The organism is Stenotrophomonas sp. FW305-C-20-S1, from assembly GCF_058783335.1.
The window spans coordinates 25,423-49,972 of the sequence record NZ_JBYTEK010000004.1; the positions used below are offsets into that span (position 1 = coordinate 25,423).

The 24,550-nt window shown below is 67.6% G+C and carries 18 protein-coding genes and 3 tRNA genes; 10 read left to right on the top strand and 11 right to left on the bottom strand.

All coding sequences use genetic code 11. The features are described from left to right. Positions 1-5: 5 nt before the first annotated feature. Together AC3WTC_RS03995 and rnt are read left to right on the top strand one after the other, a co-directional pair. The gene (locus tag AC3WTC_RS03995) at positions 6-527 is read left to right on the top strand and encodes an HvfX family Cu-binding RiPP maturation protein (RefSeq protein WP_059063625.1); all 522 of its coding nucleotides are present in this window, start codon (positions 6-8) and stop codon (positions 525-527) included. A 424-nt stretch (positions 528-951) separates the two neighbouring features. After that, the gene (rnt, locus tag AC3WTC_RS04000) at positions 952-1,536 is read left to right on the top strand and encodes a ribonuclease T (protein ID WP_032951815.1); all 585 of its coding nucleotides are present in this window, start codon (positions 952-954) and stop codon (positions 1,534-1,536) included. A 285-nt stretch (positions 1,537-1,821) separates the two neighbouring features. Here rnt and AC3WTC_RS04005 read toward each other — a convergent pair whose 3' ends face one another. From AC3WTC_RS04005 to AC3WTC_RS04015, 3 genes are all read right to left on the bottom strand, one after another. Beyond that, positions 1,822-4,842, bottom strand: a complete 3,021-nt coding sequence (locus AC3WTC_RS04005; protein ID WP_492710687.1) for a two-component regulator propeller domain-containing protein — start codon at positions 4,840-4,842, stop codon at positions 1,822-1,824. A 213-nt stretch (positions 4,843-5,055) separates the two neighbouring features. Then, positions 5,056-6,447, bottom strand: coding sequence for an ATP-binding protein (locus tag AC3WTC_RS04010; protein WP_025875397.1), 1,392 nt, complete (start codon positions 6,445-6,447; stop codon positions 5,056-5,058). Positions 6,448-6,453: 6 nt separating this feature from the next. Then, positions 6,454-7,182: a response regulator gene (locus AC3WTC_RS04015; protein WP_025875399.1), complete on the bottom strand. Its 729-nt coding sequence runs from the start codon at positions 7,180-7,182 to the stop codon at positions 6,454-6,456. A gap of 205 nt (positions 7,183-7,387) precedes the next feature. On the opposite strand from AC3WTC_RS04015, the gene AC3WTC_RS04020 reads away from it, so the two are divergent. Genes AC3WTC_RS04020 through AC3WTC_RS04030 form a run of 3 tightly spaced genes read left to right on the top strand, consistent with a single transcriptional unit; the run spans position 7,388 to position 12,017 of the window. Beyond that, positions 7,388-8,626 carry an efflux RND transporter periplasmic adaptor subunit gene (locus tag AC3WTC_RS04020; protein ID WP_025875401.1) on the top strand — a complete coding sequence of 413 codons (1,239 nt, stop codon included), beginning with the start codon at positions 7,388-7,390 and terminating at the stop codon, positions 8,624-8,626. Then, on the top strand, positions 8,623-10,581 hold the full coding sequence (locus AC3WTC_RS04025) for a MacB family efflux pump subunit (protein ID WP_032975817.1): 1,959 nt from the start codon (positions 8,623-8,625) through the stop codon (positions 10,579-10,581). The genes AC3WTC_RS04020 and AC3WTC_RS04025 overlap by 4 nt, the downstream gene beginning before the upstream one ends. After that, positions 10,578-12,017, top strand: coding sequence for an efflux transporter outer membrane subunit (locus AC3WTC_RS04030; protein WP_492710689.1), 1,440 nt, complete (start codon positions 10,578-10,580; stop codon positions 12,015-12,017). Before AC3WTC_RS04025 ends, AC3WTC_RS04030 begins: the two co-directional genes overlap by 4 nt. Before the next feature lie 146 nt (positions 12,018-12,163). Here the strand turns inward: AC3WTC_RS04030 and rlmB are convergent, their stop codons facing one another. From rlmB to rnr, 3 genes are all read right to left on the bottom strand, one after another. Continuing rightward, the gene (gene rlmB, locus AC3WTC_RS04035; RefSeq protein WP_025875407.1) at positions 12,164-12,907 is read right to left on the bottom strand and encodes a 23S rRNA (guanosine(2251)-2'-O)-methyltransferase RlmB; all 744 of its coding nucleotides are present in this window, start codon (positions 12,905-12,907) and stop codon (positions 12,164-12,166) included. Positions 12,908-13,036: 129 nt separating this feature from the next. Beyond that, entirely contained in the window at positions 13,037-13,522 is a 486-nt protein-coding gene (locus tag AC3WTC_RS04040; protein ID WP_025875409.1) for a GFA family protein, read from the bottom strand. A gap of 167 nt (positions 13,523-13,689) precedes the next feature. Continuing rightward, entirely contained in the window at positions 13,690-16,149 is a 2,460-nt protein-coding gene (gene rnr / locus AC3WTC_RS04045) for a ribonuclease R (protein ID WP_279208500.1), read from the bottom strand. Positions 16,150-16,277: 128 nt separating this feature from the next. On the opposite strand from rnr, the gene AC3WTC_RS04050 reads away from it, so the two are divergent. Together AC3WTC_RS04050 and AC3WTC_RS04055 are read left to right on the top strand one after the other, a co-directional pair. After that, positions 16,278-16,362: transfer RNA gene (locus AC3WTC_RS04050), tRNA-Leu, on the top strand. Positions 16,363-16,521: 159 nt separating this feature from the next. Next, positions 16,522-16,608, top strand: a tRNA-Leu gene (locus tag AC3WTC_RS04055). Between the two features lie 60 nt (positions 16,609-16,668). Here the strand turns inward: AC3WTC_RS04055 and AC3WTC_RS04060 are convergent. Beyond that, entirely contained in the window at positions 16,669-17,415 is a 747-nt protein-coding gene (locus AC3WTC_RS04060) for a sulfite exporter TauE/SafE family protein (RefSeq protein WP_492710691.1), read from the bottom strand. A gap of 96 nt (positions 17,416-17,511) precedes the next feature. Here AC3WTC_RS04060 and AC3WTC_RS04065 point away from each other — a divergent pair, with 96 nt between their 5' ends. Both AC3WTC_RS04065 and AC3WTC_RS04070 read left to right on the top strand, forming a co-directional pair. Continuing rightward, positions 17,512-18,423: a LysR family transcriptional regulator gene (locus tag AC3WTC_RS04065; RefSeq protein ID WP_033830728.1), complete on the top strand. Its 912-nt coding sequence runs from the start codon at positions 17,512-17,514 to the stop codon at positions 18,421-18,423. 50 nt (positions 18,424-18,473) lie between these two features. Further along, positions 18,474-18,560, top strand: a tRNA-Leu gene (locus AC3WTC_RS04070). A gap of 181 nt (positions 18,561-18,741) precedes the next feature. On the opposite strand, the gene emrB is transcribed toward AC3WTC_RS04070, so the two are convergent. The 4 genes from emrB to emrR are packed head-to-tail and all read right to left on the bottom strand — an operon-like array spanning position 18,742 to position 23,460. Further along, positions 18,742-20,328, bottom strand: a complete 1,587-nt coding sequence (gene emrB, locus AC3WTC_RS04075; protein ID WP_025877622.1) for a multidrug efflux MFS transporter permease subunit EmrB — start codon at positions 20,326-20,328, stop codon at positions 18,742-18,744. An 8-nt stretch (positions 20,329-20,336) separates the two neighbouring features. Next, entirely contained in the window at positions 20,337-21,515 is a 1,179-nt protein-coding gene (emrA, locus tag AC3WTC_RS04080) for a multidrug efflux MFS transporter periplasmic adaptor subunit EmrA (RefSeq protein ID WP_025877623.1), read from the bottom strand. Positions 21,516-21,526: 11 nt separating this feature from the next. Further along, positions 21,527-23,020 carry a multidrug efflux transporter outer membrane subunit EmrC gene (gene emrC / locus AC3WTC_RS04085; RefSeq protein WP_025877625.1) on the bottom strand — a complete coding sequence of 498 codons (1,494 nt, stop codon included), beginning with the start codon at positions 23,018-23,020 and terminating at the stop codon, positions 21,527-21,529. Then, positions 23,017-23,460 carry a multidrug efflux system transcriptional regulator EmrR gene (emrR, locus tag AC3WTC_RS04090; RefSeq protein ID WP_025877626.1) on the bottom strand — a complete coding sequence of 148 codons (444 nt, stop codon included), beginning with the start codon at positions 23,458-23,460 and terminating at the stop codon, positions 23,017-23,019. Before emrR ends, emrC begins: the two co-directional genes overlap by 4 nt. 145 nt (positions 23,461-23,605) lie before the next feature. Here emrR and AC3WTC_RS04095 point away from each other — a divergent pair, with 145 nt between their 5' ends. Beyond that, positions 23,606-24,514, top strand: coding sequence for an AraC family transcriptional regulator (locus AC3WTC_RS04095; RefSeq protein WP_032975809.1), 909 nt, complete (start codon positions 23,606-23,608; stop codon positions 24,512-24,514). Positions 24,515-24,550 lie beyond the last annotated feature (36 nt).

The following is a 24,550-nucleotide window of genomic DNA, read 5'->3' on the forward strand; positions in this document are numbered from 1 at the left end:
CACCGATGAAGACCCCGACCCTGGCCGCCGCACGCGGCCAGCTGGACCGTTTCGCCCCGTGGTTGGCCCCGCTTGGCCTGCGCCTGCTGCTTGCCTGGGAATTCTTCGAATCCGGGCGCGAGAAGCTGCACGGGCAGAACTGGTTCGCCGATCTGCAGGATGCTTTCCCGTTTCCGTTCGACCAGCTGCCCGCTGCGCTGAACTGGCAATTGGCCACCTGGTTCGAACTGGTGGGCGCAGCGTGCCTGCTGTTGGGCTTCGGCACCCGCGTTGCGGCCGCCAGCCTGCTGGTGCTGACGGCTGTGGCAACGTACGCGGTGCACTGGCCGGCCGAATGGAGCTCGCTGGGCGATCTGGCGATGGGCTATGCGATCAGCGATCAGGGCTTTGGCAACTTCAAACTGCCGGTGCTGTTCATGGCGATGCTGTTGCCGCTGCTGTTCACCGGTGCTGGGCGCCTGAGCGTGGATGCGGTGCTGGCGCGCTGGTATCCGTCGGGCCCCACGGCGCGGCCTGCGCTCCGGTAGACGCCGTCCTTGGTCGGCGCGCAGGGTGCCAACCAAGGTTGGCACCTACCAGGATCCCGGGCGCCCTGGTCGGCGCACGTCGCGCGGTCCGGTAGATGCCGACCTTGGTCGGCGCACGTCGCGCGGTACGGTAGATGCCGACCCTGGTCGGCGCACGTCGCGCCGTCCGGTAGACGCCGACCTTGGTCGGCGCGCAGGGTGCCAACCAAGGTTGGCACCTACCAGGATCCCAGCGCCCTAGTCGGTGCACGTCGCGCGGTCCGGTAGATGCCGACCTTGGTCGGCGCGCAGGGTACCAACCAAGGCTGGCACCTACCGCGATCCCGGGCGCTCAGGGTCGCTCTGCTAGAATCCGTACATGACCGACCCCACTTCCGCACCTGCCGCCCTCCCTGTTTCCGACGTACCCCAGGCGCAGCGCGCGATGTCACAACGCTTCCGCGGCTTCCTGCCGGTGGTGGTGGATGTTGAAACCGGCGGCTTCGACAGCCAGCGCAACGCGCTGCTGGAAATCGCCGCCGTGCCGATCGAGATGGACGAGAACGGCCTGCTCTACCCCGGCCAGACCGCCAGCGCCCACGTGGTGCCGGCCGAGGGACTGGAGATCGACCCGAAGTCGCTGGAAGTGACCGGCATCATCCTCGACCACCCGTTCCGGCTGGCCAAGGAAGAGAAGGCGGCGTTGGACCACGTCTTCACTCCGGTGCGTGCAGCGATGAAGAAGTACGGCTGCCAGCGCGCGATCCTGGTCGGCCACAACGCGCATTTCGATCTCGGCTTCGTCAACGCCGCGGTGGCCCGTACCGGGCACAAGCGCAACCCGTTCCACCCCTTCAGCGTGTTCGACACGGTCACCCTGGCGGGCATTGCCTATGGCCAGACGGTGCTGGCACGCGCGGCCACGGCGGCCGGGCTGGGCTGGGATGCCAACGAGGCGCACAGCGCGGTGTATGACACCGAGCAGACGGCGCGGTTGTTCTGCACGATCGCCAACGCCTGGCCGCGGTGAAGCAGCCAACGGCGAAGCCCCTCGTGGCGAATCGGCATTGCGGGTGAGGCCGGGCAGGATGGATTCGCGGGGGACGCCGTAAACCCATCCTTGGGGGCTTAGCCGCGCCATCCATGGCGCGGATACCCCCGCGAACCCACCCTGCCCGGCCTTTGACAGTTTCCCGGGCGCCACGGGAAGATCAGAAAAGCGGGAGCAACAGCGGGTCGCTGCGCTCGATGGGTGCCGACTGTTGGTACGGCAATGCCAGTAGATCCACGCCATGCGTGGATGCTTTGCATTGGATCAACCGATGCTCGTGCGATCCCTGCCGTCACTCTTCGCACGGTACAACGCGCGGTCGGCGCGCTGGTACAGCAGTGCCGGGGTGCGGTCGTCGCCGTCCAGTTCCACCAGGCCGGCGCTGAAGGTCACCCGCAGGCCGGGGATGCCGGCCCAGTCCGGATGGTCATGGAACAAGCCACGCAGGCGCGCGCACAGCTGCGCCGCCTCCTCCAGCCGGGTGTCATTGAGCAGCAGCGCGAATTCTTCGCCGCCGGTGCGTGCCGGCAGGTCCGAATCACGGCTGGCGGCGGCGATCACCTGGGCCACTTCCACCAGTACCGCATCACCGATGCTGTGGCTGTGCTGGTCGTTGACGTCCTTGAAGTGGTCGATGTCCAGCACCACCAGGCACAGCGGATGGCCGCTGCGCTGGGCGCGGGCGAAGTCGCGGGCCAGCGCCTCGTCGAAGCCGCGACGGTTGGCCAGCCGGGTCAGCGCGTCTTCGCGGGCCTGCCGTTCGAACGCCTCGGCCTGCCGCGCCAGACGCTCGGCCAGCTCGGTCTTCTCCTGGTTCAGCGCCTGCAGGTGCACGGTCTGCGCCTGCAGGTCGAAGGTGGCCTCGTCCACGCGCCGTGCCAGGCGCAGGTTGCTGGCCTTGTACTGCTGCAGCAGGAAGCGGTACAGCGCCACCAGCGCGGACAGCAGCACCAGCCCGATCAGCGCCTGCACGCTGTGCCGCTGCCACCAGAACGGCTCGACAGTAAAGCTCCACACTGCTTCCTGATGCCCCCAACTGCCACCCGGGTGCGCGGCGGCCACGTGCAGCGTGTAATCACCCGGCGGCAGGCCGACGAATTCCACGCTGCGCTGCGGGCCACGTTCCACCCAGCCGTTGTCCAGCCCCTCCAGCCGTGTGCGGTAGCGGATGCGGTCGGACATCAGGTAGCTCAGGCCCACGTAGCTCACCGCAAGCCGTCGCCCACCGGGAATCAGGTTGCGCTCGGGGCCTTCCCAGTGCACCGGCGCACCGTCGACCTGTACGTTCTCGATTGCCGCAGGCGGTGCCGGGCGTTCACGGAAACGCTGCAGCCGCTGCGGATCGACCGTGCTCAAGCCGCCGGCGGTCACCACCCAGAAGGTGCCGTCCTGGCGCAGGATCGCCGAGGGACCGGAGCTGCCGTTGGCCTGCGCATTGGCCATGCCGTCGATCTCGTTGTAACGCTCCACCGTGACCCGCGGCGCGCGTCCGTCGGCCACGGCGTTGAGCGTGGCCATGTCGGTGCGCAGTACTCCACGGTTGCTGCTGATCCACACGTTGCCCAGTCGGTCGGGCACCAGCTGGAACACCGCGTCCACCGGCATGCCCTGCTCCAGGCCCACCCGTGCCAGCGTCCCCGCCTGCCAGCGGTACAGCCCACGGTCACTGCTGATCCACATCGCATCGCCGATCTGGTGGAAGCCGAACACGCTGCGGCCACCGCCCAGCGGCGCCAGGTCGATCGACTGCACCTGGTCACCGCGCAGCACGCGGACGCCTTCAATGGTGCCGATCCACAGATTTCCCTGGTGATCGTGTTCCAGCGCGGTGGTCAGGCCTCCCGGCATGCCAGCAACGGTGGGCACGGTTACCTGGTCACCCTCGATGCGGACCACGCCCTTCTGCGTCCCCGCCCAGACCACGCCGTCAGGCGCGATGCTGATCGCACGGATGTTGCCGCCAGGCAGGCCATCGGCCGCCGCGTAGTTGTGGCGAAGCCGTCCATCGGCGTGCAAGCGGTAGATGCCGTCGCCGAAGGTGCCCACCCACAGATCGCCGCCGGCATCCTGCGCCAGGCTCAGCACCGAAGGCGCCTTGCCACCGCGGTTGTGCAGCGGTATCGCACGGAATCGACCATCGGCGGTCTGCAGGTCCAGGCCGCTGGCGCTGCCCACCCACAGGTGACGGTCACGGTCTTCGAGCACCGTGCGCACGTAGTCGCCGCTGAGGCCATCGCGTTCGGTGTAACTGCTGAACAGGGTTTCGCGCAGGCGGTACAGGCCGCCATTGGCACCCACCCAGATGCTGCCCTCGGCGTCTTCACGCAGGCTGACCACGCGCCCGCCGGGCAGGTTCAGGCCCGCCGGCAGGCGCTCCAGGCCATGTGCCGAGATGCGCAGCAGGCCCTGGTTCTCGGTGCCCAGCCACAGGTCGCCATGGCGGTCCTGCAGCATGGCGGTCAAATGCAGCTGGCCAGGCAGCCGGTGCACCAGCACCAGGCGATCATCCTCCACCCGGTACAGGCGCTCGCCCGCGACGATCCACAGCGTGCCATCGGGTGCGCGATAGGGCCACGACAGGCCCTTGTCCACGCCCCACGCTGCTGGCGCGCGCTGCAGCACGCCGGCAGTGTCGCGCAGCACCAGGCCGTCGAGGGTGCCGATCCAGACCCGGTCCTGCGCGTCGACCGCCATCTTGGTGAAACTCATCGCCAACGGCAGGTCCGGCGGCGGGCGCTGGTAGACGATGCCCTTGTCCGGGGTCAGATAGCCGATGCCCTTGCCCTCGTACAACAGCCACAGGCGCCCTTGGCTGTCCATCTGCATGGACTGGATCAGCACCTGCGGCGTATCCGGTTGATGTTCCCAGACCCGCCACTGGCCGTCGCTGCCGCGGTGGCTGACATTGCCGCGCGAATCGCTGATCCACAGACCGCCCTGCGGGTCGACCAGCAGCGCGCCGATGCCGTTGTCGCGCAGCCCCGGCCGGGTGCTGCGGTCGAACACGGTGAAATCCAGGCCGTTGTAGCGCACCAGGCCTTCCCAGGTGGCGAACCACAGGTGGCCTTCCGGGGTCTGCGCGATGTCGCGCAGCGAGTTGTGCGGCAGACCATTGCGCGAGGTCCACACGTCGATGGCGTAGTCGCGCAACGGCGGCGCGCCACTCTGCGCGGCCAGTGGCGTGGCAATCGCCAGCAACAGCCACAGCACACCCACCCGCAGCAGGCGACTGATGTTCTCCGCGTGGCGCCCCGCCCGGCGCCTGCCCGCCCCCTGTCCGCCCATCAGCGCAGCGGCGGCGGCCAGCTGCGGATGCCGGTGGCGGCAGCAGACGCGAACAGGGACAGCCGCACCGCGCAGGGCGGCATGCCGGCAGGAACAGGCAGGCTCATCGGACGAAGAATGGGGAAGTACGCAGATGATAGGGCAAACCCTGTCACCGGCGTCACCGCGCCCGGGCAGCCCGGCGCAACCGGGCCGGGTCCGGGATCGATGCCGCTACCGCGCCTCGGCGCTGGTCGACCACTGCACCACCGCTTCCAGCCCACCTTCGGGGCGGTTGCGCAACCACAGTCGGCCCCCGTCCTTCTCGGCCAGCGCCCGGGCGATGGTCAGGCCCAGGCCGGCACCGCCGGTCTCGCGCGAACGGGATGTCTCCACGCGCACGAACGGGTCGAACACCGCTTCCAGCTGGTCATCGGCCAGCCCGGGGCCATCATCGGCGATGACCACCGTGATCGTGCCCTCGCCGCGCTCGACACGTACCCGGGCGCGTTGCGCATACATCACCGCGTTGTCCACCAGGTTGGAGAACAAGCGATGCATCGCCAGCGGGCGCAGCATCAGCACCGCGCCGCTGCGGCCTTCAAAGACGACGTCGGCGCCGTCCTCGGCAGTGTCCTCGACGATGCTCTCCAGCAGCGAATCCAGGTCCAGCGCGGCGCGCTGTTCGGCACTCTCCGCACTCCGGGCCAGTTCCAGCCCCTCGCGTACCAGTGCCTGCATCGCAGCCAGGTCGCCGATCAGGCGCTCGCGCAGCGTCTCGTCGGTCACGTTTTCCAGGCGCAGGCGCAGCCGGGTCAGCGGCGTCTGCAGGTCGTGGGTGATCGCCGCCAGCATCTGCGTACGTTCGGCCAGGTGGCGCTGCAGCCGATGCTGCATGGCATTGAAGGCTTCGGCGGCGCGCTGCACTTCACGCGGCCCGCGCAGCGGCAAGGGTGCCCGCTGCAGGTCATCGCCCAGGTCCTCGGCGGCGGCCGCCAGCTCCTGCAGCGGCGCACTGGCCATGCGTGCAACCACGTAGGCCAGCACGGCGATGGCCAGCACCAGCAGGGTCAGGAACAGCGGGTCCACGGCGAGGATGCCGTTGTGCGCGATCGCTGGCGAATCCAGGGCGAGCTTCAGCAACGTGCCGTCGTTGAGCACCACGTCCACCGCCCGGCACTTGGGCGGGATGAAGGTGGGATCGCGTTCGTGTGGCGGCTTGCGGTGGCCCGGCGGCGGTGGCGGCAGCAGGTCCTGCAGCTTGGGAATGCACGAACGGAACGAGGCGAAGTGCACATGCGCCCGCGACACCGGGCCCGGGCGGTCCTCCAGTACTTCCATCAGCGCCTTGTCGGCCCGCCCGATGCGCGCACCGGGCTGCAGTGCCCGCACGCTGGGGCCACCGATCTCCAGCAGGCGCTCGCGCAGCTCCGGGTTGCCGTCGAGCAGGTTGATGTAGCCCTGCAGGCGGTCGGCGATGCGGTTCAGGTTCTGCCGCTCGAATTCCTGCTGCCGCTTGGAACTGGCCAGCATGGTCGCGCCGATCGCGGCCACGCTCATGCCCAGCAGCAGGATCACGAACAGCCGTCCGACCATCGAGGACAGGAAGTGGCGCAGGCGCTTCATCGCGGCTTATTCCAGGTTGACGGCCGAGGCCAGCACATAGCCTTCGTTGCGCACGGTCTTGATCAGGCCATCGGGGCCACCATCATCGGCCAGCTTGTTGCGCAGCCGGCTGACCTGCAGGTCGATCGCCCGGTCCTGCGCTTCGTAGTTGCGGCCGCTGCTGAGGGCCACCAGCTGCTCGCGCGAGAGCACCTTGTTGGCATGGGCGATGAACACCCGCAGCAGGCGGAATTCGGCGCCGGACAGCACCACCACGCGCCCGTCCGGATCGACCAGGTGGCGATGCTCCAGGTCGAAGATCCAGCGTGAGAAACGCGCACGGCGCACCGCCAACGGTTCCAGGTTGGCCGGCAGCGCTTCGGTACGGCGCAGCACGTTGCGGATGCGCGCCAGCAGTTCACGCGGCTCGAACGGCTTGGCCAGGTAGTCGTCGGCGCCCATTTCCAGGCCGAGTACGCGGTCGATCGGCTCGGCGCGCGCGGTGAGCATGATCACCGGCGTGTTCGAGCGCGCGCGAAGGTCGCGACACAGGGTCAGGCCATCCTCGCGCGGCAGGTTGAGGTCGAGCACGATCAGGTCCACGTGTTCGCGTTCCAGCAGCTGGCGCATGCTGGTGCCATCGGCGGCGGTGCTGACCTGGTAGCCAGCACGGCCGAGCTGCTCGGCCAGCAGGGTGCGGATATCGTTGTCGTCATCGACGATCAGCAAACGGTGCATCGGGTTTTCAGTCTCCATGTCGCGAATCATCCCGTGTCGGCAGCTGAACCGCATCCAGGCCAATGCGTACCACTGTATCCCCTGCAGTGCGGGATACCTGCCGATACGCAGTCTCGCAGACAGTGTTACATAGAGACACACCCCGAGGATTGAGCACAGCGTCGCTCGATCTTCACAATGCCCACCAACGCCGCCGCTGCGGCCCCCAGAGTGAAGCCGCCACGTGATCTCCCGCCTGTTGCCCGCGACCCGCAAGGGTCGCCTGATGTTGATCGCCCTGATTGTCCTGATCGCCGCTGTATCCGCTTGGTGGCTGCTGCGCAAGCCTGCCGCACCGGCGCTGGCGACCACCCCGGTCAGCCGCGGCGACATCGAGCAGACGGTGGAAGCTACCGGCGTGATCGACGCCTACAAGCTGGTCAGCGTCGGCGCGCAGGCCTCTGGCCAGATCAAGTCGCTGAAGGTGCAGCTGGGCGATACGGTGAAGGAAGGCGACCTGATCGCCGAGATCGACGCCACCACCCAGCAGAACCAGGTGCTCAACGCGCAGGCCTCGCTGGACCAGGTGACCGCGCAGCGCGCAGTGCAGCAGGCCACCCTGCGCCAGGCCGAACTGGAGTTCGCACGCCAGCAGCAGATGCTGGCTGCCGAAGCCACCTCGCGTCAGGAATACGACGCCGCCGAGGCCCAGCTGAAGACTGCGCGTGCGCAGCTGCAGTCCTACGAGGCGCAGATCAAGGGCCGCGAAACCGAGCTGGGCACTGCCCGTGCCAACCTGGCCTATACCCGCATTGTCGCGCCGATGGACGGCACCGTGGTGGCGGTGGTGGCCGAGGAAGGCCGCACGGTGAACGCCAACCAGACCGCGCCGACCATCGTGATGCTGGCACGGCTGGACGTAGTGACTGTCAATGCCGAGGTGTCCGAGGCCGACGTGGTCAAGATCAAGGCCGGCATGCCGGTGTACTTCACCACGCTGGGTGACCCGGACCGCAAGTACCACGCCACGCTGCGGCAGATCAATCCGGCACCGGCGTCGATCGCCAACGAAAGCTCGTCCAGTTCCAGCAGCTCGTCCAGTTCCAGCTCCAGCAGCGCGGTTTACTACAACGCGTTGTTCGACGTCGAAAACCCCGATGGCACCCTGCGCATCGATATGACCGCACAGGTATCGGTGCTGCTCAAGCAGGCCAAGGGCGTGCTGATGGTGCCGGCCGTGGCACTGGGACCGAAGTCGCGCGATGGCGAGCGCATCGTGCGGGTGGTCGATGACAAGGGCCAGCCGCAGCCGCGCAAGATCAAGGTCGGCATCAACAACGGCGCCAACGTCGAGGTCCTGTCCGGCCTGAAGGAAGGCGAGCGCGTGGTGGTCGGCGAAGGCGGCGCTGCGGCAGCCGCTGGCGGCGGCAACCGTGGCGGCATGCAGATGCGGGTCGGCGGCCCGGGCATGGGGCGCCGATGAGCATGACGGCGCCACTGCTGCGCCTGCGCGACCTTCGACGCGAATTCCCGGCCGGTGAAGATGTCATCGCCGTGCTGCGCGACGTCAACCTGGACATCCATGCCGGGGAGATGGTGGCGATCGTCGGCCAATCCGGGTCGGGCAAGTCCACGTTGATGAACATCCTCGGCTGCCTGGACCGCCCGACCCGTGGCAGCTACCAGGTGGCGGGCCGCGAGACCGGGAAAATGGCGCCCGACGAGCTGGCCGAGCTGCGCCGCGAGCACTTCGGTTTCATCTTCCAGCGCTACCACCTGCTGGGTGATCTCGACGCACGCGGCAATGTGGCCGTGCCGGCGGTGTATGCCGGCAGCCCCGGCCCGGTGCGCACCGCCCGTGCCGAACAGCTGCTGCAGCGGCTGGGCCTGGCCGACCGCATGCACCACAAACCCGGGCAGCTGTCCGGTGGCCAGCAGCAGCGCGTGTCGATCGCGCGCGCGTTGATGAACGGTGGCGAGGTGATCCTGGCCGACGAACCGACCGGCGCCCTGGACACGAAATCCGGCGAAGAGGTGATGGCCATCCTCGGCGAACTGCATGCCGAAGGACACACCATCATCATCGTCACCCACGACATGAGCGTGGCCGAGCACGCACAGCGCATCATCGAGATCCGCGACGGCGAGATCATCGCCGACCGTGCCAATCCGGCCGCCCCCAGCTACCGTGCGCAACGCGAGCCGAGCGCTGGCGTGGCCCATGGCAGCAGCTGGCAGGCCGCCCGCGACCGCTTCACCGAAGCGTTCCGGATGGCCCTGCTGGCGATGAACGCCCATCGCCTGCGTACCTTCCTGACCATGCTCGGCATCATCATCGGCATCGCTTCGGTGGTCTCGGTGGTGGCACTGGGCAACGGTTCGCAGCAGCAGATCCTGCAGAACATCAGCGCGCTGGGTACCAACACCATCGACGTCTACCCCGGTCGCGGCTTCGGCGACATGCGTTCGGCGCGGGTGCAGACCCTCAAGGCCAGCGATGCCGATGCCCTGTCACGGCAGAGCTACGTCGACAGCGCCACCCCCAGCGTGTCCAGTTCGGTCACCGCGCGCTACCGCAACCAGTCGGCCACCGCGCAGATCAGCGGCGTCGGCGAGCAGTACTTCCGGGTGAAGGGCGTGAGCCTGCTCAGCGGCAGCTTCTTCGACACCGACGCGGTGAAAGGGCTGGGCCAGGTGGCGGTGATCGATGAGAACACCCGGACCCAGTTCTTCCCCGACAGCGACCCGATCGGCCAGGTGATCCTGCTTGGCAACGTGCCGGTGCGCGTGGTCGGCGTGGCCAAGAAGCAGAGCTTCGGTTTCGGCGGCAGCACCAGCCTGAGCGTGTTCGTGCCTTACACCACGGTGATGTCGCGCATGCTCGGGCAGAGCCACGTTTCCAGCATCACCGTGCGGGTGAACGATGAAACGCCGATGGATGCGGCGCAGGAAGCGATCACCCGGCTGCTGACCATGCGCCACGGCACCGAGGACTTCTTCCTCAGCAACAGCGCCGAGATCCGCGACACCATCGAACAGACCACGCGCACGATGACCCTGCTGATCGGCGCCATTGCCGCCATCGCGCTGCTGGTCGGTGGCATCGGCGTGATGAACATCATGCTGGTCTCGGTGACCGAGCGCACCCGCGAGATCGGCGTGCGCATGGCGGTGGGGGCGCGGCAGAGCGACATCCGCCAGCAGTTCCTGATCGAAGCGGTGCTGGTATGCCTGCTCGGCGGATTGCTCGGCATCGGCCTGGCACTGCTGATGGGCGTGTTGATCGGCCGTTTCGCCAGTGATTTCCAGGTGCTGTTCTCCACCGCTTCCATCATTGCCGCCTTCGCCTGCTCGACCCTGATCGGCGTGGCGTTCGGCTTCCTGCCGGCACGCAGTGCCGCCCAGCTCGACCCGGTGGAGGCCCTGGCCCGCGAATGAAGATGATGACCCGACTGCCCTTCCCCGCTCTTTCGCGCCTGCTGCTGTCCGGCGCCGTGCTGCTTGCACTCTCCGCCTGCGCTTCCGTGGGCCGCTATCCGGTCGAAGACCCCAGCGTTGCCGCCACCTATGGTCGTGGCGATGCGACCCTCAACGCACCGGCCGACGACCCGCGCAGCGGCCTGGACAGCCCGGCCCGTGACGTCCGCCAGGACAACTGGTGGACCGGCTTCGGCGACGAGCGCCTCGACCGCCTCGTCGCGCAGGCGCTTGCCGCCAACAGCGACCTCGGTGCGGCCGGCCTGGCGGTGCAGCGTGCACGCCTGCAGGCCGGGCTGGCCAGCAACGCGCTGTGGCCGCAGCCTTCGTCGTCGGGCGTGAGCGGCAGCGGCAGCCGCGCCACCGACCAGGCCGACGACTGGCGCCGCAGCTATTCCACCGGCGTGTCGCTGGGGTGGGAGATCGATCTGTGGGGCCGCCTGCGCACCCAGCGCGACATCGCCCGCTGGGAGGCCAACGCCAGCGAAGAGGACCGGCAGAACACCGCCCTGCTGGTGATCGGCGATGTCATCAACCAGTACTGGGCACTGGCCTACCTCAACCAGTCCATCGCCACCGGCCAGGCCAACCTTGAGCGGCTGCAGCGCACGCACGAACTGGTACAGGCGCGGTTCGATGCCGGTGCGGTTTCGCGCCTGGAAGTACGCCAGGCCCTGCAGAACCTGCAGTCGCAGCGTTCGGCGCAGAGCGCGCTGGAACAACAGCGGGTGGAGGTGCGCAACGCGCTGACCGTGCTGCTGGATGGCACGCCGTGGCCGCAGCACGACGAACCGCAGAACCTGCTGGAGGCGCAGAGCCCGAGCATTGCCGAAGGCCTGCCCGCCGACCTGCTCGGGCGCCGGCCCGACCTGCGCGCGGCCGAACTGCGGCTGCGCAACAGCCTGAAGACGATCCGGGTGACCGCCACCCAGTACTACCCGGCACTGAGTCTTACCGGCAGCCTGGGTTCCAGCGCCACCTCGCTGGGCGATGTGCTGCGCAATCCGGTGGCGACGCTGGGAGCCGGGCTGTCGCTGCCCTTCCTCAACCTGCAGCGCGCGCAGCTGGATACGGACGTGGCCGGCACCAACTACCAGATCGCCGCCACCAACTTCCGCAAGACGCTGTACACCGCGCTGTCGGAGGTGGACAACGCCTTGTCCGCACGCGAGCAGCTGCTGCGCCAGGTAACCGCGTCGCAGGCGTCCTACGATGAAGCGGTGGAAGTGGAACGTGCGCAGGAAGTGCGCTATCGCGTGGGCGCCACCGATCTGCGCACCTGGCTGGAAGCACAGCAGACCCGGCGCGACGCGGAACTGTCACTGGCACGGGTACGGCAGAGCCAGTTGAACAACGACGTGACGCTGTTCAAGGCGCTGGGAGGCAGCGCGGGGTAAGGCATCCGGAGCGCCAACCAAGGTTGGCGACTACCGCCTGCCCGGTAGGTGTCGACCTTGGTCGACACGGCAGATCAGAAAAAAGGGTCAGATCCCTTTCCCGTGGGAAAGGGTTCTGACCCCGATCGGGTCTCCGCAGCTGCCGATCAACCGCGCTGGCGCACGGCCTCGAACAGGCTGACGCCGGCAGCAACCGAGACGTTCAGGCTCTCGATCTCGCCCGGCATCGGAATCTTGACCAGGCCATCGCAGTTTTCGCGGGTCAGTCGGCGCAGGCCGTCGGCTTCGCCGCCCAGCACCAGGGCGATGTTGCCCTTCAGGTCCAGCTGGTACAGCGACGCAGTCGCCTCACCGGCCAGGCCGTAGATCCACACGCCCTGCTTCTGCAGGTCCTTCAGGCAGCGCGACAGGTTGGTCACCGCCACCACCGGAATAAGGTCGGCAGCGCCGGCCGAGGTCTTGCGCACGGTGGCGTTGACCGTGGCCGACTTGTCCTTGGGAATGATCACGGCGGTGGCGCCGGCAGCGGCGGCCGAGCGCAGGCAGGCGCCGAGATTGTGCGGGTCCTGCACCTCGTCCAGCACCAGCAGCAGGGCCTTGCCTTCCGCAGCCGTGACCAGGCCTTCCAGCTCGTTCTCGTTGTAGGTGCGGGCGGCGGCATAGCGTGCGGCCACGCCCTGGTGGCGCACCGAACCGCCCACGCCGTCCAGCGCCTGGCTGTTGACCTTGCGCACGTCGATGCCCTTGCGGCGGGCGTTTTCCTCGATTTCGACCAGGCGCGGGTTCTTCGCACCGGCCTCGACCAGCACTTCGCGGACGTTCTCAGCGTCGTTCTCGATGGAGGAGGCGACGGCGTTGACGCCGACGATCCACTGGCTGTTCTTGCTCATGCGGGCAGGACCGGAAAGGGGGTGGCTATGGTAGAGCATCGGCGGACGCGGCGCTGCGGCGGCTGGCCGGTAGCGCCGGGACATGCCCGGCAACCGTTGTCCGTCGCCCCCGCCGGGCAAGGCCCGGCGCTACCCGCGCGTGCGCGGCGGCCAGTGCGGGGTGTCGTGGTCGGGATGCTGGTGGGAAACGACCGTGGCCAGGAATTCCAGCGCGGCCATGTCCTGTTCCGTACGGCGTGCCGGCAGCCGGCCCAGCCCATCGACGAAGGGCAGCTTGCGCTCGACGCCGTACTGAAGGGTTGGCGGCAGTCGTTCAGGCTGGTCGAACGCACCGGCGGCCACCGCCACGCCATCGGGGGCCTCATAGGTCAATGGCGTGCCGCAATCGGCGCAGAAGCCGCGCCGCACTACGTTGGACGACTGGAAATAGCGCGGTTGGCCACGGGTCCAGCTGAACTGCACACCGCGCACCGACACCAGTGGCGCGTAGTAGGCGCCGAAGGCTTTCTGGCACATCCGGCAGTGGCAGATCGAGCTGTCGGTCAGCTCGCCCCGCGCCTGGAAGCGGATCGCGCCGCACTGGCAGCCGCCGCTGTATTCGGGTTGGCCCTGCATTGCTGCATTCCTCCGGAACCTCGTGTCGACCAAGGTCGACACCTACCGATGGGGAGCGTGTCGAGCAAGATCGACACCTACCGATGGGGACGTGCCGCCCGGGACCGGCGCCTACCGGGATGGGCGGCGCCGGCGTGGCAGGTGCCGACCGTTGGTCGGCACACCGTTCAGTACTTCTTCTTCGTGCGCTTGGCCGGCTTGCCGCGCTCGGGCAGCGGGGCCGGGCCTGCTTCCTCTTCCTCGCCCTTGTGCTCGACCAGGCGGAAGTCGATCTTGCGTTCTTCCATGCTGGCCTTCAGCACCAGGATGCGCACCTGGTCTCCCAGCCGGTAACTGCTGCCGCGGCGCTCACCGGTCAGCGTCTTGCGGGTCGCGTCGAACTTGTAATAGTCCTGCGGCAACTGGGTCACGTGCACCAGGCCCTGCACCTTCGAGTCGGCCAACTCCACGAACAGGCCGAAGCTGGTCACGCCGCTGATCACGCCGTCGAACTGGCCACCGACGTGTTTTTCCATCCACGCCGCGCGGTAACGCTCATCCACTTCGCGTTCGGCCTCATCGGCGCGACGCTCACGCTCGGAACACTGCAGTGCCAGTGCTGCCATCTCGCGGGCGGTGTAGGTGAACTTGTCCAGCGGCTTGCCCGACAGCGCATGCTTGATCGCCCGGTGCACCAGCAGATCCGGGTAACGACGGATCGGCGAGGTGAAGTGCGCATACGCTTCCAGCGCCAGGCCGAAGTGGCCGTTGTTGTCGGGGCTGTACACGGCCAGGCTCTGGCTGCGCAGCAGCACCGATTCCAGCAGCGTGGCATCGGGACGGTCGCGGATCTTCTTCAGCAGCTTGGTGTAATCACCCGGGCGCACCTTCGACCACGGCGGCAGGCTCAGCTTGAACTCCTTGAGGAATTCCAGCAGATCGGCGTACTTGGTCTCCGGCGGCTTCTCATGCACGCGGTAAGGCGCCGGCACATGGCGCGACAGCAGGTACTTGGCCGCCTCCACGTTGGCCGCGATCATGCATTCCTCGATCAGCTTGTGCGCATCGTTGCGCACCAGCATGCCGGCCTGGGTGACTTCACCGCGGTTGTCGAGTACGAAGCGGACTTCACTGCTTTCAAACTCGATCGCGCCACGCTTGCTGCGCGCCTTGGACAGCACCTTGTACAGCTGGTGCAGTCGCTGCACCTGCGGCAACAGGTCACCGATGAAGGCCTTGGCACCGGCATCGTCCTCGCCCACCGCCTGCCACACCTGGGTGTAGGTCAGGCGCGCATGCGAATTCATCACCGCCTCGTAGAAGCGCGAGCCGGTCACCTGACCCTCGCGGTCGATCTGCATGTCGCAGACGAAGCACATGCGGTCGACCTTCGGCATCAGCGAGCAGATACCGTTGGACAGCGTTTCCGGCAGCATCGGCACCACGAAGCCCGGGAAGTACACCGAGGTGGCGCGCTTCTGTGCTTCATCGTCCAGCGGCGTGCCGGGACGGACATAGTTGGAGACATCGGCAATGGCCACCACCAGGCGGAAGCCATCGGCGTTCGGCTCGCAGTACACCGCGTCGTCGAAGTCCTTGGCGTCCTCGCCATCGATGGTCACCAGCGGCGTGCTGCGCAGGTCGACGCGGCCGCCGATCATCGCCGGCTCGACCACCAGCGGTACCGAGGCGGCTTCGTCCAACACCTCCTGCGGGAACTCGAACGGCAGCTCGTGGCCGTGGATCGCGGTTTCCACCACCAGCGAGGCAGTCAGCTTGTCGCCGAGCACGGCGATGATGCGGCCGATCGGCGGACGGCGGCTGTCCGGCGCCTGGGTCAGTTCGCAGACGACCAGCTGGCCATCGTTCGCGCCGCCGGTCTGGTCCGGCGGTACCTGCACGTTGCGCTGGATGCGCTTGTCATCGGGCACTACGTAATTGATGCCCATCTCGACGCTGAAGCGGCCGATCAGGCGCGTCATGCCGCGCTCGAGCACGCGGGCGATGCTGCCTTCGCGACGGCCGCGGTGGTCAATGCCGGTGACACGTGCCAGCACCTTGTCGCCGTGCATCACCTTGCGCATTTCATAGGGCGGCAGGAACAGATCGTCACCGCCCTCGACCGGGCGCAGGAAGCCGAACCCTTCTGGATTGGCGATCACCACGCCGGTGACCAGGTTCAACGTCTGGATGGGCGCGAAGCCGCCGCGGCGGTTCTGCACCAGCTGGCCGTCGCGGACCATGGCGCCAAGACGGCGCGAAAGCGCTTCGGCACGGTCCGGTGCGGTCAGGCCCAGGCGCGCGCCGAGTTCCTCAGCCGTCTGCGGCCCTTCGCAGCGTTCCAGCAGGGCCAGGATGGCCTCGCGGCTGGCAATGGGTTGTTCGTACTTTTCCGCTTCTCGGGAGGCGTAGGGATCATCGATCACCTTGCCCGCCGGTGGCAGCTTGCGACCCGTTGCCGGGCCCGGCGGCTCGGCGTTGCGGCGGCCACGCCCCGGAGGCGGTGCACCGCCTTCGGCCAGTGCGGGGAGCCAGCCCGGCAACGGCTTGCCCGGCTTGTTGTTGCGGGCAGTGCCCTGCTTGGTGCCCTTGTTGGGGGCTTCACTGCGGGACTTGCTCCCGCCCTTGCTTGGTTTTTTGGTAGTCATCGCCCTCCATGGTAGCCGCTGTGGGCGTGCAGAACGGGTCAGCGCCCGTCTTTGAACAATCGGGTGAAAAACGTTCACAAAATCGTTGACAGCCTGCGTGTTCATCTTCACAATTGCGCCTCTGGAACGCCCAGATGGCGGAATTGGTAGACGCACTAGTTTCAGGTACTAGCGGGTAAAACCGTGGAGGTTCGAGTCCTCTTCTGGGCACCAACGAAAAAACTCCTCGCTTCGGCGGGGATTTTTTTTGCCTGTAATCCGGCTGCCGCATCCATCCACGCATGGCGTGGATCTACTGAGCGCGTTGGACGCAGGAATTTCAGAAGGGTGTTGACACCCCCGTCACGGCACCCCATAATTCTCCTCCTCGACGCCCAGGTGGCGGAATTGGTAGACGCACTAGCTTCAGGTGCTAGCGGGGGCAACTTCGTGGAGGTTCGAGTCCTCTCCTGGGCACCATGTCGAGAATGAAAAACACCCGCGAAAGCGGGTTTTTTCTTGTCTGGCGTCCGGTCGGCATCACCACCACGAACGCAGCATCAGCTCCAGGCCCAGCAACAGCAGGAAGCCGAGGAAGCAGGCACGGAACACGCGCGCACTGATGCGCTGGCGGATCAACTGCCCCAGCCACATGCCCAGCAGCGCCGGCAGCACCGCCAGCGCGCTCAATCCCAGCTGCTGCACGCCAAACGCACCGTTGAGCACCAGCCCGGTGGTCAGCGAGATCGTCGATACGGTGAATGCCAGGCCCAGCGCCTGCACCAGCTCCTCGCGCTGCAGGCCCAGCGACTGCAGGTACGGCACCGCCGGCATGACGAACACGCCGGTGGCGCCGGTGACCACGCCGGACACCGCCCCGACCAGCGGCCCGAGCCAGCGCTCGCGCCGTTGCGGTACGCGGAACACCGGCGCCACCAGCGCGTACAGCGCATACACCACCAGCGCCACGCCCAACGCGGCGCGCGAGGCATCACGATCCACCCGTACCAGCAGCGCGGCCGAGCCCAGCGTCACCACCACCACGGCCAGCATCATCGGCCACAGCCGCCGCAGGGTGCGGCCCAGTGATGGCCCGGACAGCAACTGCCAGGCATTGGTGACGAAGGTGGGAATGAACAGCATCGAGGCCGCCGCCACCGGCGACAACGCGCCGCCCAGCAGTCCCATCGCCACCGTCGGCAGGCCCATGCCGGTCACGCCCTTGACCACCCCAGCCAGCACGAACACCGCCACCAGCAATCCATAGAAGTATGTCGTCTCGTTCATGCCGCCATTGGAGCCGGCGCCGCAGGCGCGCACAATGCGGTCTTCCCGCCTGCGCCTTCGGACCAGCCGAAGGCAGGGCCGAGCGGAGCAAACGACATGCGCTTGGACATTGCCGATCTGCGCCTGTTCCTGGCGGTGGCCGAAGCCGGCAGCATCACCGCCGGTGCGGTGGAGGCGAATCTGGCACTGGGATCGGCCAGCGAACGCCTGCGCGCCATCGAAACCGACGCTGGCACGGCGCTGCTGACCCGTCACCCGCGCGGCATCAGCCTCACCGAAGCGGGTGCCGCTCTGGCCCATCACGCGCGGCTGATCCTGCAGCAGCAGGCGCAGCTGCGCGGCGAACTGCAGGCGTTCGCCCACGGTGCGCGCGGCACGCTGCACCTGTACGCCAACACCGCGGCATTGACCAACTACCTGCCCGCGCGGCTGGCCCCATGGCTGGCAGAGCGCCCTCGCCTGCGCGTGGAACTGCACGAACGCACCAGCAATGAAGTCGTGCGCGCGATCCGTGCCGGCCAGGCAGAGGCCGGCATCATCAGTGATGCCGTTCCCGCCGATGGACTGCACCGCCATGTCGTTGCCGAAGACCCGCTGATGATGCTGCTGCCGGCCGGCCACCGCTTCGCCGCGCGGCGCTCGCTCGACTTCAGCGATGTGCTGGGCGAGACCTTCGTTGCCCTGGCCGACGGCAATGCGCTGCAGACCTATATCGAAGAACTGGCGGCAGAGGCCGGACGCACGCTCGACGTGCGCATCCGCATGAAGACCTTTGAAGGCCTGTGCACGATGGTGGGCCATGGCATCGGCGTGGGCATCGCGCCGCGCACGATCGCGCGGCAACATCGGCGGGCCACCGGCATCGTCGCCGTTGCACTCGGCAACGCATGGGCACAACGCCGGCTGTGCGCCGCATTCGCCGACTGGAAATCGCTCTCGCCACCGATGCGCAGCCTGCTGCTGCATCTGGATGTGCACGCGGAAGCCGGTGCAGAAAAAAATGTGTGAAATGGTGTTGACACATATCCAGCCTTCCTGCAAAATTCTCCTCCTGAGTCGCCCAGGTGGCGGAATTGGTAGACGCACTAGCTTCAGGTGCTAGCGGGGGCAACTTCGTGGAGGTTCGAGTCCTCTCCTGGGCACCATGACTCAGACAATGATCAAACCCGCGCAAGCGGGTTTTTTCATGTCCGGCGTTTGCCGGGATCACGCGATTGTGGCGTCCATCCACGCATGGCGTGGATCTACTGGAATTCGCATGCATGCACTGCAAACAAAAACCCCGCCTTCCGGCGGGGTTTTGTTTTTTTCAGCAACAGCGATCGATCAGTGCCCGCCACCGGCGGCGGCACCCGCGCCCGCACCGAAGGGCGGCTTGGCCAGCCACAGGAACGAGATGATCGCCAGGAAGATCCAGCCCAGCAGGAAGAAGATGTCGTTGAAGCCCATCTGCGATGCCTGGTGGTTGATCATGTTGTTCAGCACCGCCGCGCCATGTTGCAGGTCGCCCTGCCCCATCGCCGCCACCTGGTCCTGCATGCCCGGCTGATAGGCCGAAATGTGCTCGGTCAGGTCCGCGTGATGCACCTGCGTGCGACGTGCCCACAGCCAGGTGGTCAGCGACGCCGCGAAGCTGCCGCCCAGCGTACGCAGGAAGGTGGCCAGGCCCGAGCCGGCCGCGATCTCACGACCATCCAGGTCCGACAGCAGGATCTGCAGCACCGGCATGAAGAACAGTGCCACGCCGATGCCCATGATCAGCTGCACGCCGGCCACATGGTGGAAGTCCACCTGCAGGTTGAAACCCGAACGCAGGAAGCTGGTCATCGACAGCACCACGAACGCGATGGTGGCCAGCATGCGCATGTCGAAACGCGATGCGTACTTGCCCACGAACGGGGTCATGATCACCGGCAGTACACCGATCGGTGCCGTCGCCAGGCCGGCCCAGATCGCGGTGTAACCCATGTCGCGCTGCAGCCACTGCGGAATCAGCAGGGCCACGCTGAAGAACGCCGCGTAGGCCACCACCATCGCCAGCGTACCGGCACGGAAGTTGCGGTGCCGGAACAGCTTCAGGTCGACGATCGGGTCCTTGTCGGTCAGCTCCCAGATCAGGAACACGGTCAGCGCCACCACGGCCACGCAGGCCAGCACCACGATCTTCATCGACGAGAACCAGTCTTCGTCGTTGCCCAGGTCGAGTACCAGCTGCAAGGCGCCCACGCCGATCACCAGGGTGACCAGGCCGACGTAGTCCATCTTCGGCTTCTCGACGTGCTCGGGGCGACCCTTCAACTGGTTGCCCACTACCAGCGCAGCGAAGATGCCCAGCGGCACGTTGATCAGGAAGATCCATTCCCAGCTGTAGTTGTCGGTGATCCAGCCACCGAGGATCGGCCCGCAGATCGGCGCCACCACGGTGATCATCGCCAGCAGCGCCAGCGCCTGCCCGCGTTTCTCCCGTGGATAGATCGAGACCAGCAGCGACTGGGTGATCGGGTACATCGGGCCGGCGACGAAGCCCTGCAGCGCACGCGACAGCACCAGCATGCCCATGCTCTGGGCCAGGCCGCACAGCAGCGAGGTGATCACGAAGGCCAGCGTGGCCCACACGAACAGCTTGCGCTCGCCGAAGCGACGGCTGAGCCAGCCGGTCAGCGGCAGCGCGATCGCGGTGCTGACCGCGAACGAGGTGATGACCCACGTCGCCTGCTGCGAACTGGCGCCAAGATTACCGGCGATGGTCGGCAGCGAGACGTTGGCGATGGTGGTGTCGAGCACCTGCATGAACGAGGCCATCGCCAGGCCCACGGTGCACAGGGCCACACTGGGTGGCAGGAAGCCGGCGGCCGCACCCGGCGCCGCCGGTGCGCCCGGAGAGCCGGGCGCAGCTGGAGCTTGTGCGGACATGGCCGACCTCAGCTCGCCTTGGACTGCTGCGGCAGGTTGCCCTGGATGATCGTGTGGATCACCTCATCGGCATCGTGCAGCTGCTTGGCGTACACGTCGGTGTCAAACACCGTGCCCTTGGCGGCTGCGCTCGGCAGCACTTCGCCCTTCTGGTCGCGCAGGCTCACCTCGGCCTTCATCGACAGGCCGATGCGCAGCGGGTGTTCGGCCAGCTGCTTGGCATCGATGGCGATGCGCACCGGCACGCGCTGCACGATCTTGATCCAGTTGCCGCTGGCGTTCTGCGCCGGCAGCAGCGAGAACGCCGAGCCGGTGCCCAGGCCCAGGCTGTCGATGCGGCCCTTGTACTTGACGTCGCCGGCATACAGGTCCGACTTCAGCTCCACTTCCTGGCCCAGGCGCATGTGCCGCAGCTGGGTTTCCTTGAAGTTGGCTTCGACCCACATCTGCTCGGTCGGCACCACCGCCATCAGCGCATTGCCCGGCTGCACGCGCTGGCCGACCTGCACCGAACGACGGGCGACATAGCCGGTGACCGGCGCGACGATGCCCGAACGTGCATTGTTGAGGAAGGCCTGGCGCAGCTGCGCGGCGGCAGCCTGCACATCCGGCTGGGTGGCGATCACGGTGTCATCCACCAGTGCGCGGTTGCGCTCGACGGTCTCGCGCGAACCGGCCACGGCCGCTTCGGCAGCTGCCAGCTCGTCGCGGGCGTGGGCCAGTTCTTCGTTGGAGATGGCGCCGGTGGCGGCCAGGCCCTTGCGGCGTGCGAAGTCGTCGCGCACGCGCTTCAGGGTCACCTGGCGTGCGTTCAAGTCCGCCTGCGCACCTTCGACGCTGCGGTACAGGCCGCGGGTCTGGCGCACGGTCTTGGCCAGGTTGGCTTCGGCCTGCTGCAGGGCCACCGAGGTATCGGCCGGGTCCAGCTGCACCAGCAGCTGGCCGCGCTCCACGCGCATGCCGTCATCGGCGTTGATGGCGACCACGGTACCGGCCACCAGCGGGGTGATCTGCACCTGGTTGCCCTGCACGTAGGCGTCGTCGGTCTCTTCGAACCAACGGCCGAACATGAAGTACCACAGCGCCAGTGCCGCCAGCAGCAGCACGACGATCACGAACAGGCCGCGCAACAGCTTGCCGCGGCGGTTGGGGGCGGCGGGGGCCGCAGTGTCTTGGGTCTGGCTCATGGCAGGGGTCTTCAGGAATGCGAGGAATCGGAATGGGAAGCAAGCGGTGCGGCATCAGCGTCACTGGGCTGGAAACCACCGCCGAGCGCCTTGCTCAGGCGCACCGAGGTCTGCAGCTGCTGCGACTGCAGGCCGGCCAGCTGCTGCTGCGACTGCAGCAGGGTGGACTGCGCGGTCAACACGTCCAGGTAGCTGCCGATGCCAGCGCGATAGCGCTGCTGGGCCAGGTCGAATGCAGCGCGTGCGGTATCCACCGCCTGCTGCTGCGACTGCGCCTGCTGCGCCAGTGAGCGCACCGCGTTGACCTGGTCGGCCACGTCGCGCAGTGCATCGAGCACCGCCTGGTTGTAGTTCGCCACGGCCAGGTCGTACTGCGCATCGGTGTTGGCCAGGTTGGCCCGCAGCTTGCCGCCTTCGAAGATCGGCAGGCTCAGCGCCGGGCCGATGTAGGCGAAGCTGGAACTGCTCTGCAGCAGGTCGCCGACATTCGGTGCGACCACGCCGGCCAGCGCGGTCAGGTTGAGGCTCGGGTAGAACCGGGTCTTGGCGACCTTGATCTGCTTGTCGGCCGCTTCCACCCGCCAGCGCGCGGCGACGATGTCGGGGCGACGGCCGAGCAGTTCACTGGGCACTACGCCCGGCAGCTGCAGGGCCAGCGGGTTCATCGCCCGCGGGCGTTCGATCGACAGGCCACGGTCCGGGCCCTTGCCGACCAGCGCGGCCAGCGCCGTGCGCCCGGCATCGATGCGCTGCTGCGCCGCCAGCAACTGCTGCTGTGCGGCCGGCACGCGGGCTTCGGCCTGGCGCACCTGCAGGTCGCTGTCGATGCCGGCACTACGACGCTGCCGGGTCAGCTGCAGCGACTTCTGCGAGCGCGCCAGTTCTTCTTCGGCCACGTCGTTGAGCTGCCAGGCGTAGGCCAGGTCGGTATAGGCCTGGGCGATGCCGGTGGACAGGTTCAGGCGCGCGGCCTGGGCTTCGACAGTCGCGGCGTGGGCGCCATCCACGGCAGCCTCCCAGGCGGCGCGCTTGCCGCCCCAGAGGTCGATGCCGTAGCTGAAGTCGAACGCGATCTGGCTGCTGCCGGCGTAGTGGCCGCCGATTTCATCGCCAGCCATCGATTCGGGCAGGCGCAGGCCGGTGTAGCCACCGGACACGGAGAGGCTGGGCAGGCGATCGGCGCGCGCGGTGCCGACCTGCGACTGTGCCTGGCGCAGGCGCGCGTCGGCGGCGTCCAGGCTCGGATGGCCGGCCAGGCCTTCGGCGATCAGCGCATCCAGTTGCGCATCGCCCAGTGCCTTCCACCAGTCCTGGGCAGGAAAACCGGCTGCGCTCAGGTCGCTGTCGGCCAGGGTACGTTCGCTGTGCAGGCTGTCCACGTCGAGCACGTGGCCCTGCGGGTCAAGGCCACGGCTGCTTGCGCAGGCGGCCAGCGCCAGGGCCAGCGCCGACAGCAGCAGCGCGCGCCCGGAGCGGCGGAGAGTGGGATGCGGGATCGGGTTCATGGGGTTGTCAGGGAATCGCGGATTCGGGTCAGGAGGGACAGCAGCTGCGTGCGTTCGTCGGCGGACAGATCGCGCAGGGCGTAATCCATCACCGCGTCGCCGCGCAGCTTCAACCGCGCCCACAGCGCGCGGCCTTCATCGGTCAATACGATCTGCAGTGCACGCCGGTCCTGCGCATGCGGCTCACGGCGCACGCAACCGAGCGCTTCCAGCTTGTCCAGCAGGCGGGTGACCGCGCTGGGCACCTGGTCGATGGCCTGGGCCAGCTCGTTGGCCGTGCACGGCGCCATGTTCGAGAGCACCTTCAGCCCGATGTAGTGGGTGAAGCCGATGCCGAGGTCTTCTTCGGCCATGGACGCGTCGAGCTGGCGGACCAGGCCGTCACGCACCTGGCGCAGCAGCAGGCCGAAGCTGGGGGGAGTGGTTGCAGGACAGATCATGGGGGAGCATTCTCTTCCAAAAAAAATATTTCTCAATGGAAATATTCGATCTGGCATCAAATGCTGTGTTGCAGCAGTGGGCTGGATCAGGTGAAGGCGCCACCTTAATGGCGCTCCCAACTGGCCCGGTAGTACAATCCAGCCAATGAATGTCACATTCAAGCCACCCCCGGCCCACGTGAAGGCGGGCGAACCCGGCCCTGCCACCCTGCTGCGCGAAGAAGCACTGGACTGGTTCGAGCGCAATGACGGCCCACCGGTCATCGCCTTCCGCTTCGACAGCCCGCAGGGGCTGGCCCGCGAAGTGGACTGGCATCACCACGTCCGCGCGCAGCTGATCTGCGTCGAACGCGGCCTGCTGACCACCCGCACCTCCCATGGCACCTGGTCGCTGGCGCCAGGTTCGGCGGGCTGGATGCCGCCAGCCGAGCCGCATACGGTCCACATCGATGGCCCCCTGCGCGGCTGGGGCATGGTGCTGGCCGCACCGCTGTGCGCCGAACTGCCCGCCGACCCGTGCGTGCTGGGCATCTCGCGGTTGGCGCAGGCAGTGGCCGAACGCATCTGTGACTGGCCGCAGGACTACGAAAGCACCAGCGAACGGCAGCACATCATCAACGTGCTGCTGGACGAGATACGCGCCGCGCCGCGCCAGCGCATGCACCTGCCGATGCCGCGCGACCGGCGCCTGCTGAAGATCGCCTCGCAGCTGCTGGCCGACCCGGCCGACGAGCGCGGCCTGGCGCAGTGGGCGCATTGGGCCGGCCTGTCGCCGCGCAGCCTGACCCGCCATTTCCGCGACGAGACCACCCTCAGCTTCGCGCAATGGCGCCAGCAGGCGCGGCTGGCCGAGGCGCTGCGGCAGCTCAGCGAGGGCCGCAGCGTGGCCGACATCGCCCACGCACTTGGCTTCAGCAGCGCCAGCGCCTTCGTCACCGTGTTCCGGCGACACTTCGGGCTACCGCCCGGACGCTACCTGGCACGGGCCGGCCACGGCCTGGAACCGGGCCTTGACCCTGCACGCGGCTTGGCATCCCCCGCCGCATCCGGATAATCACTGGATTGAGAGCGGCGACCGCCGTCACCGCCT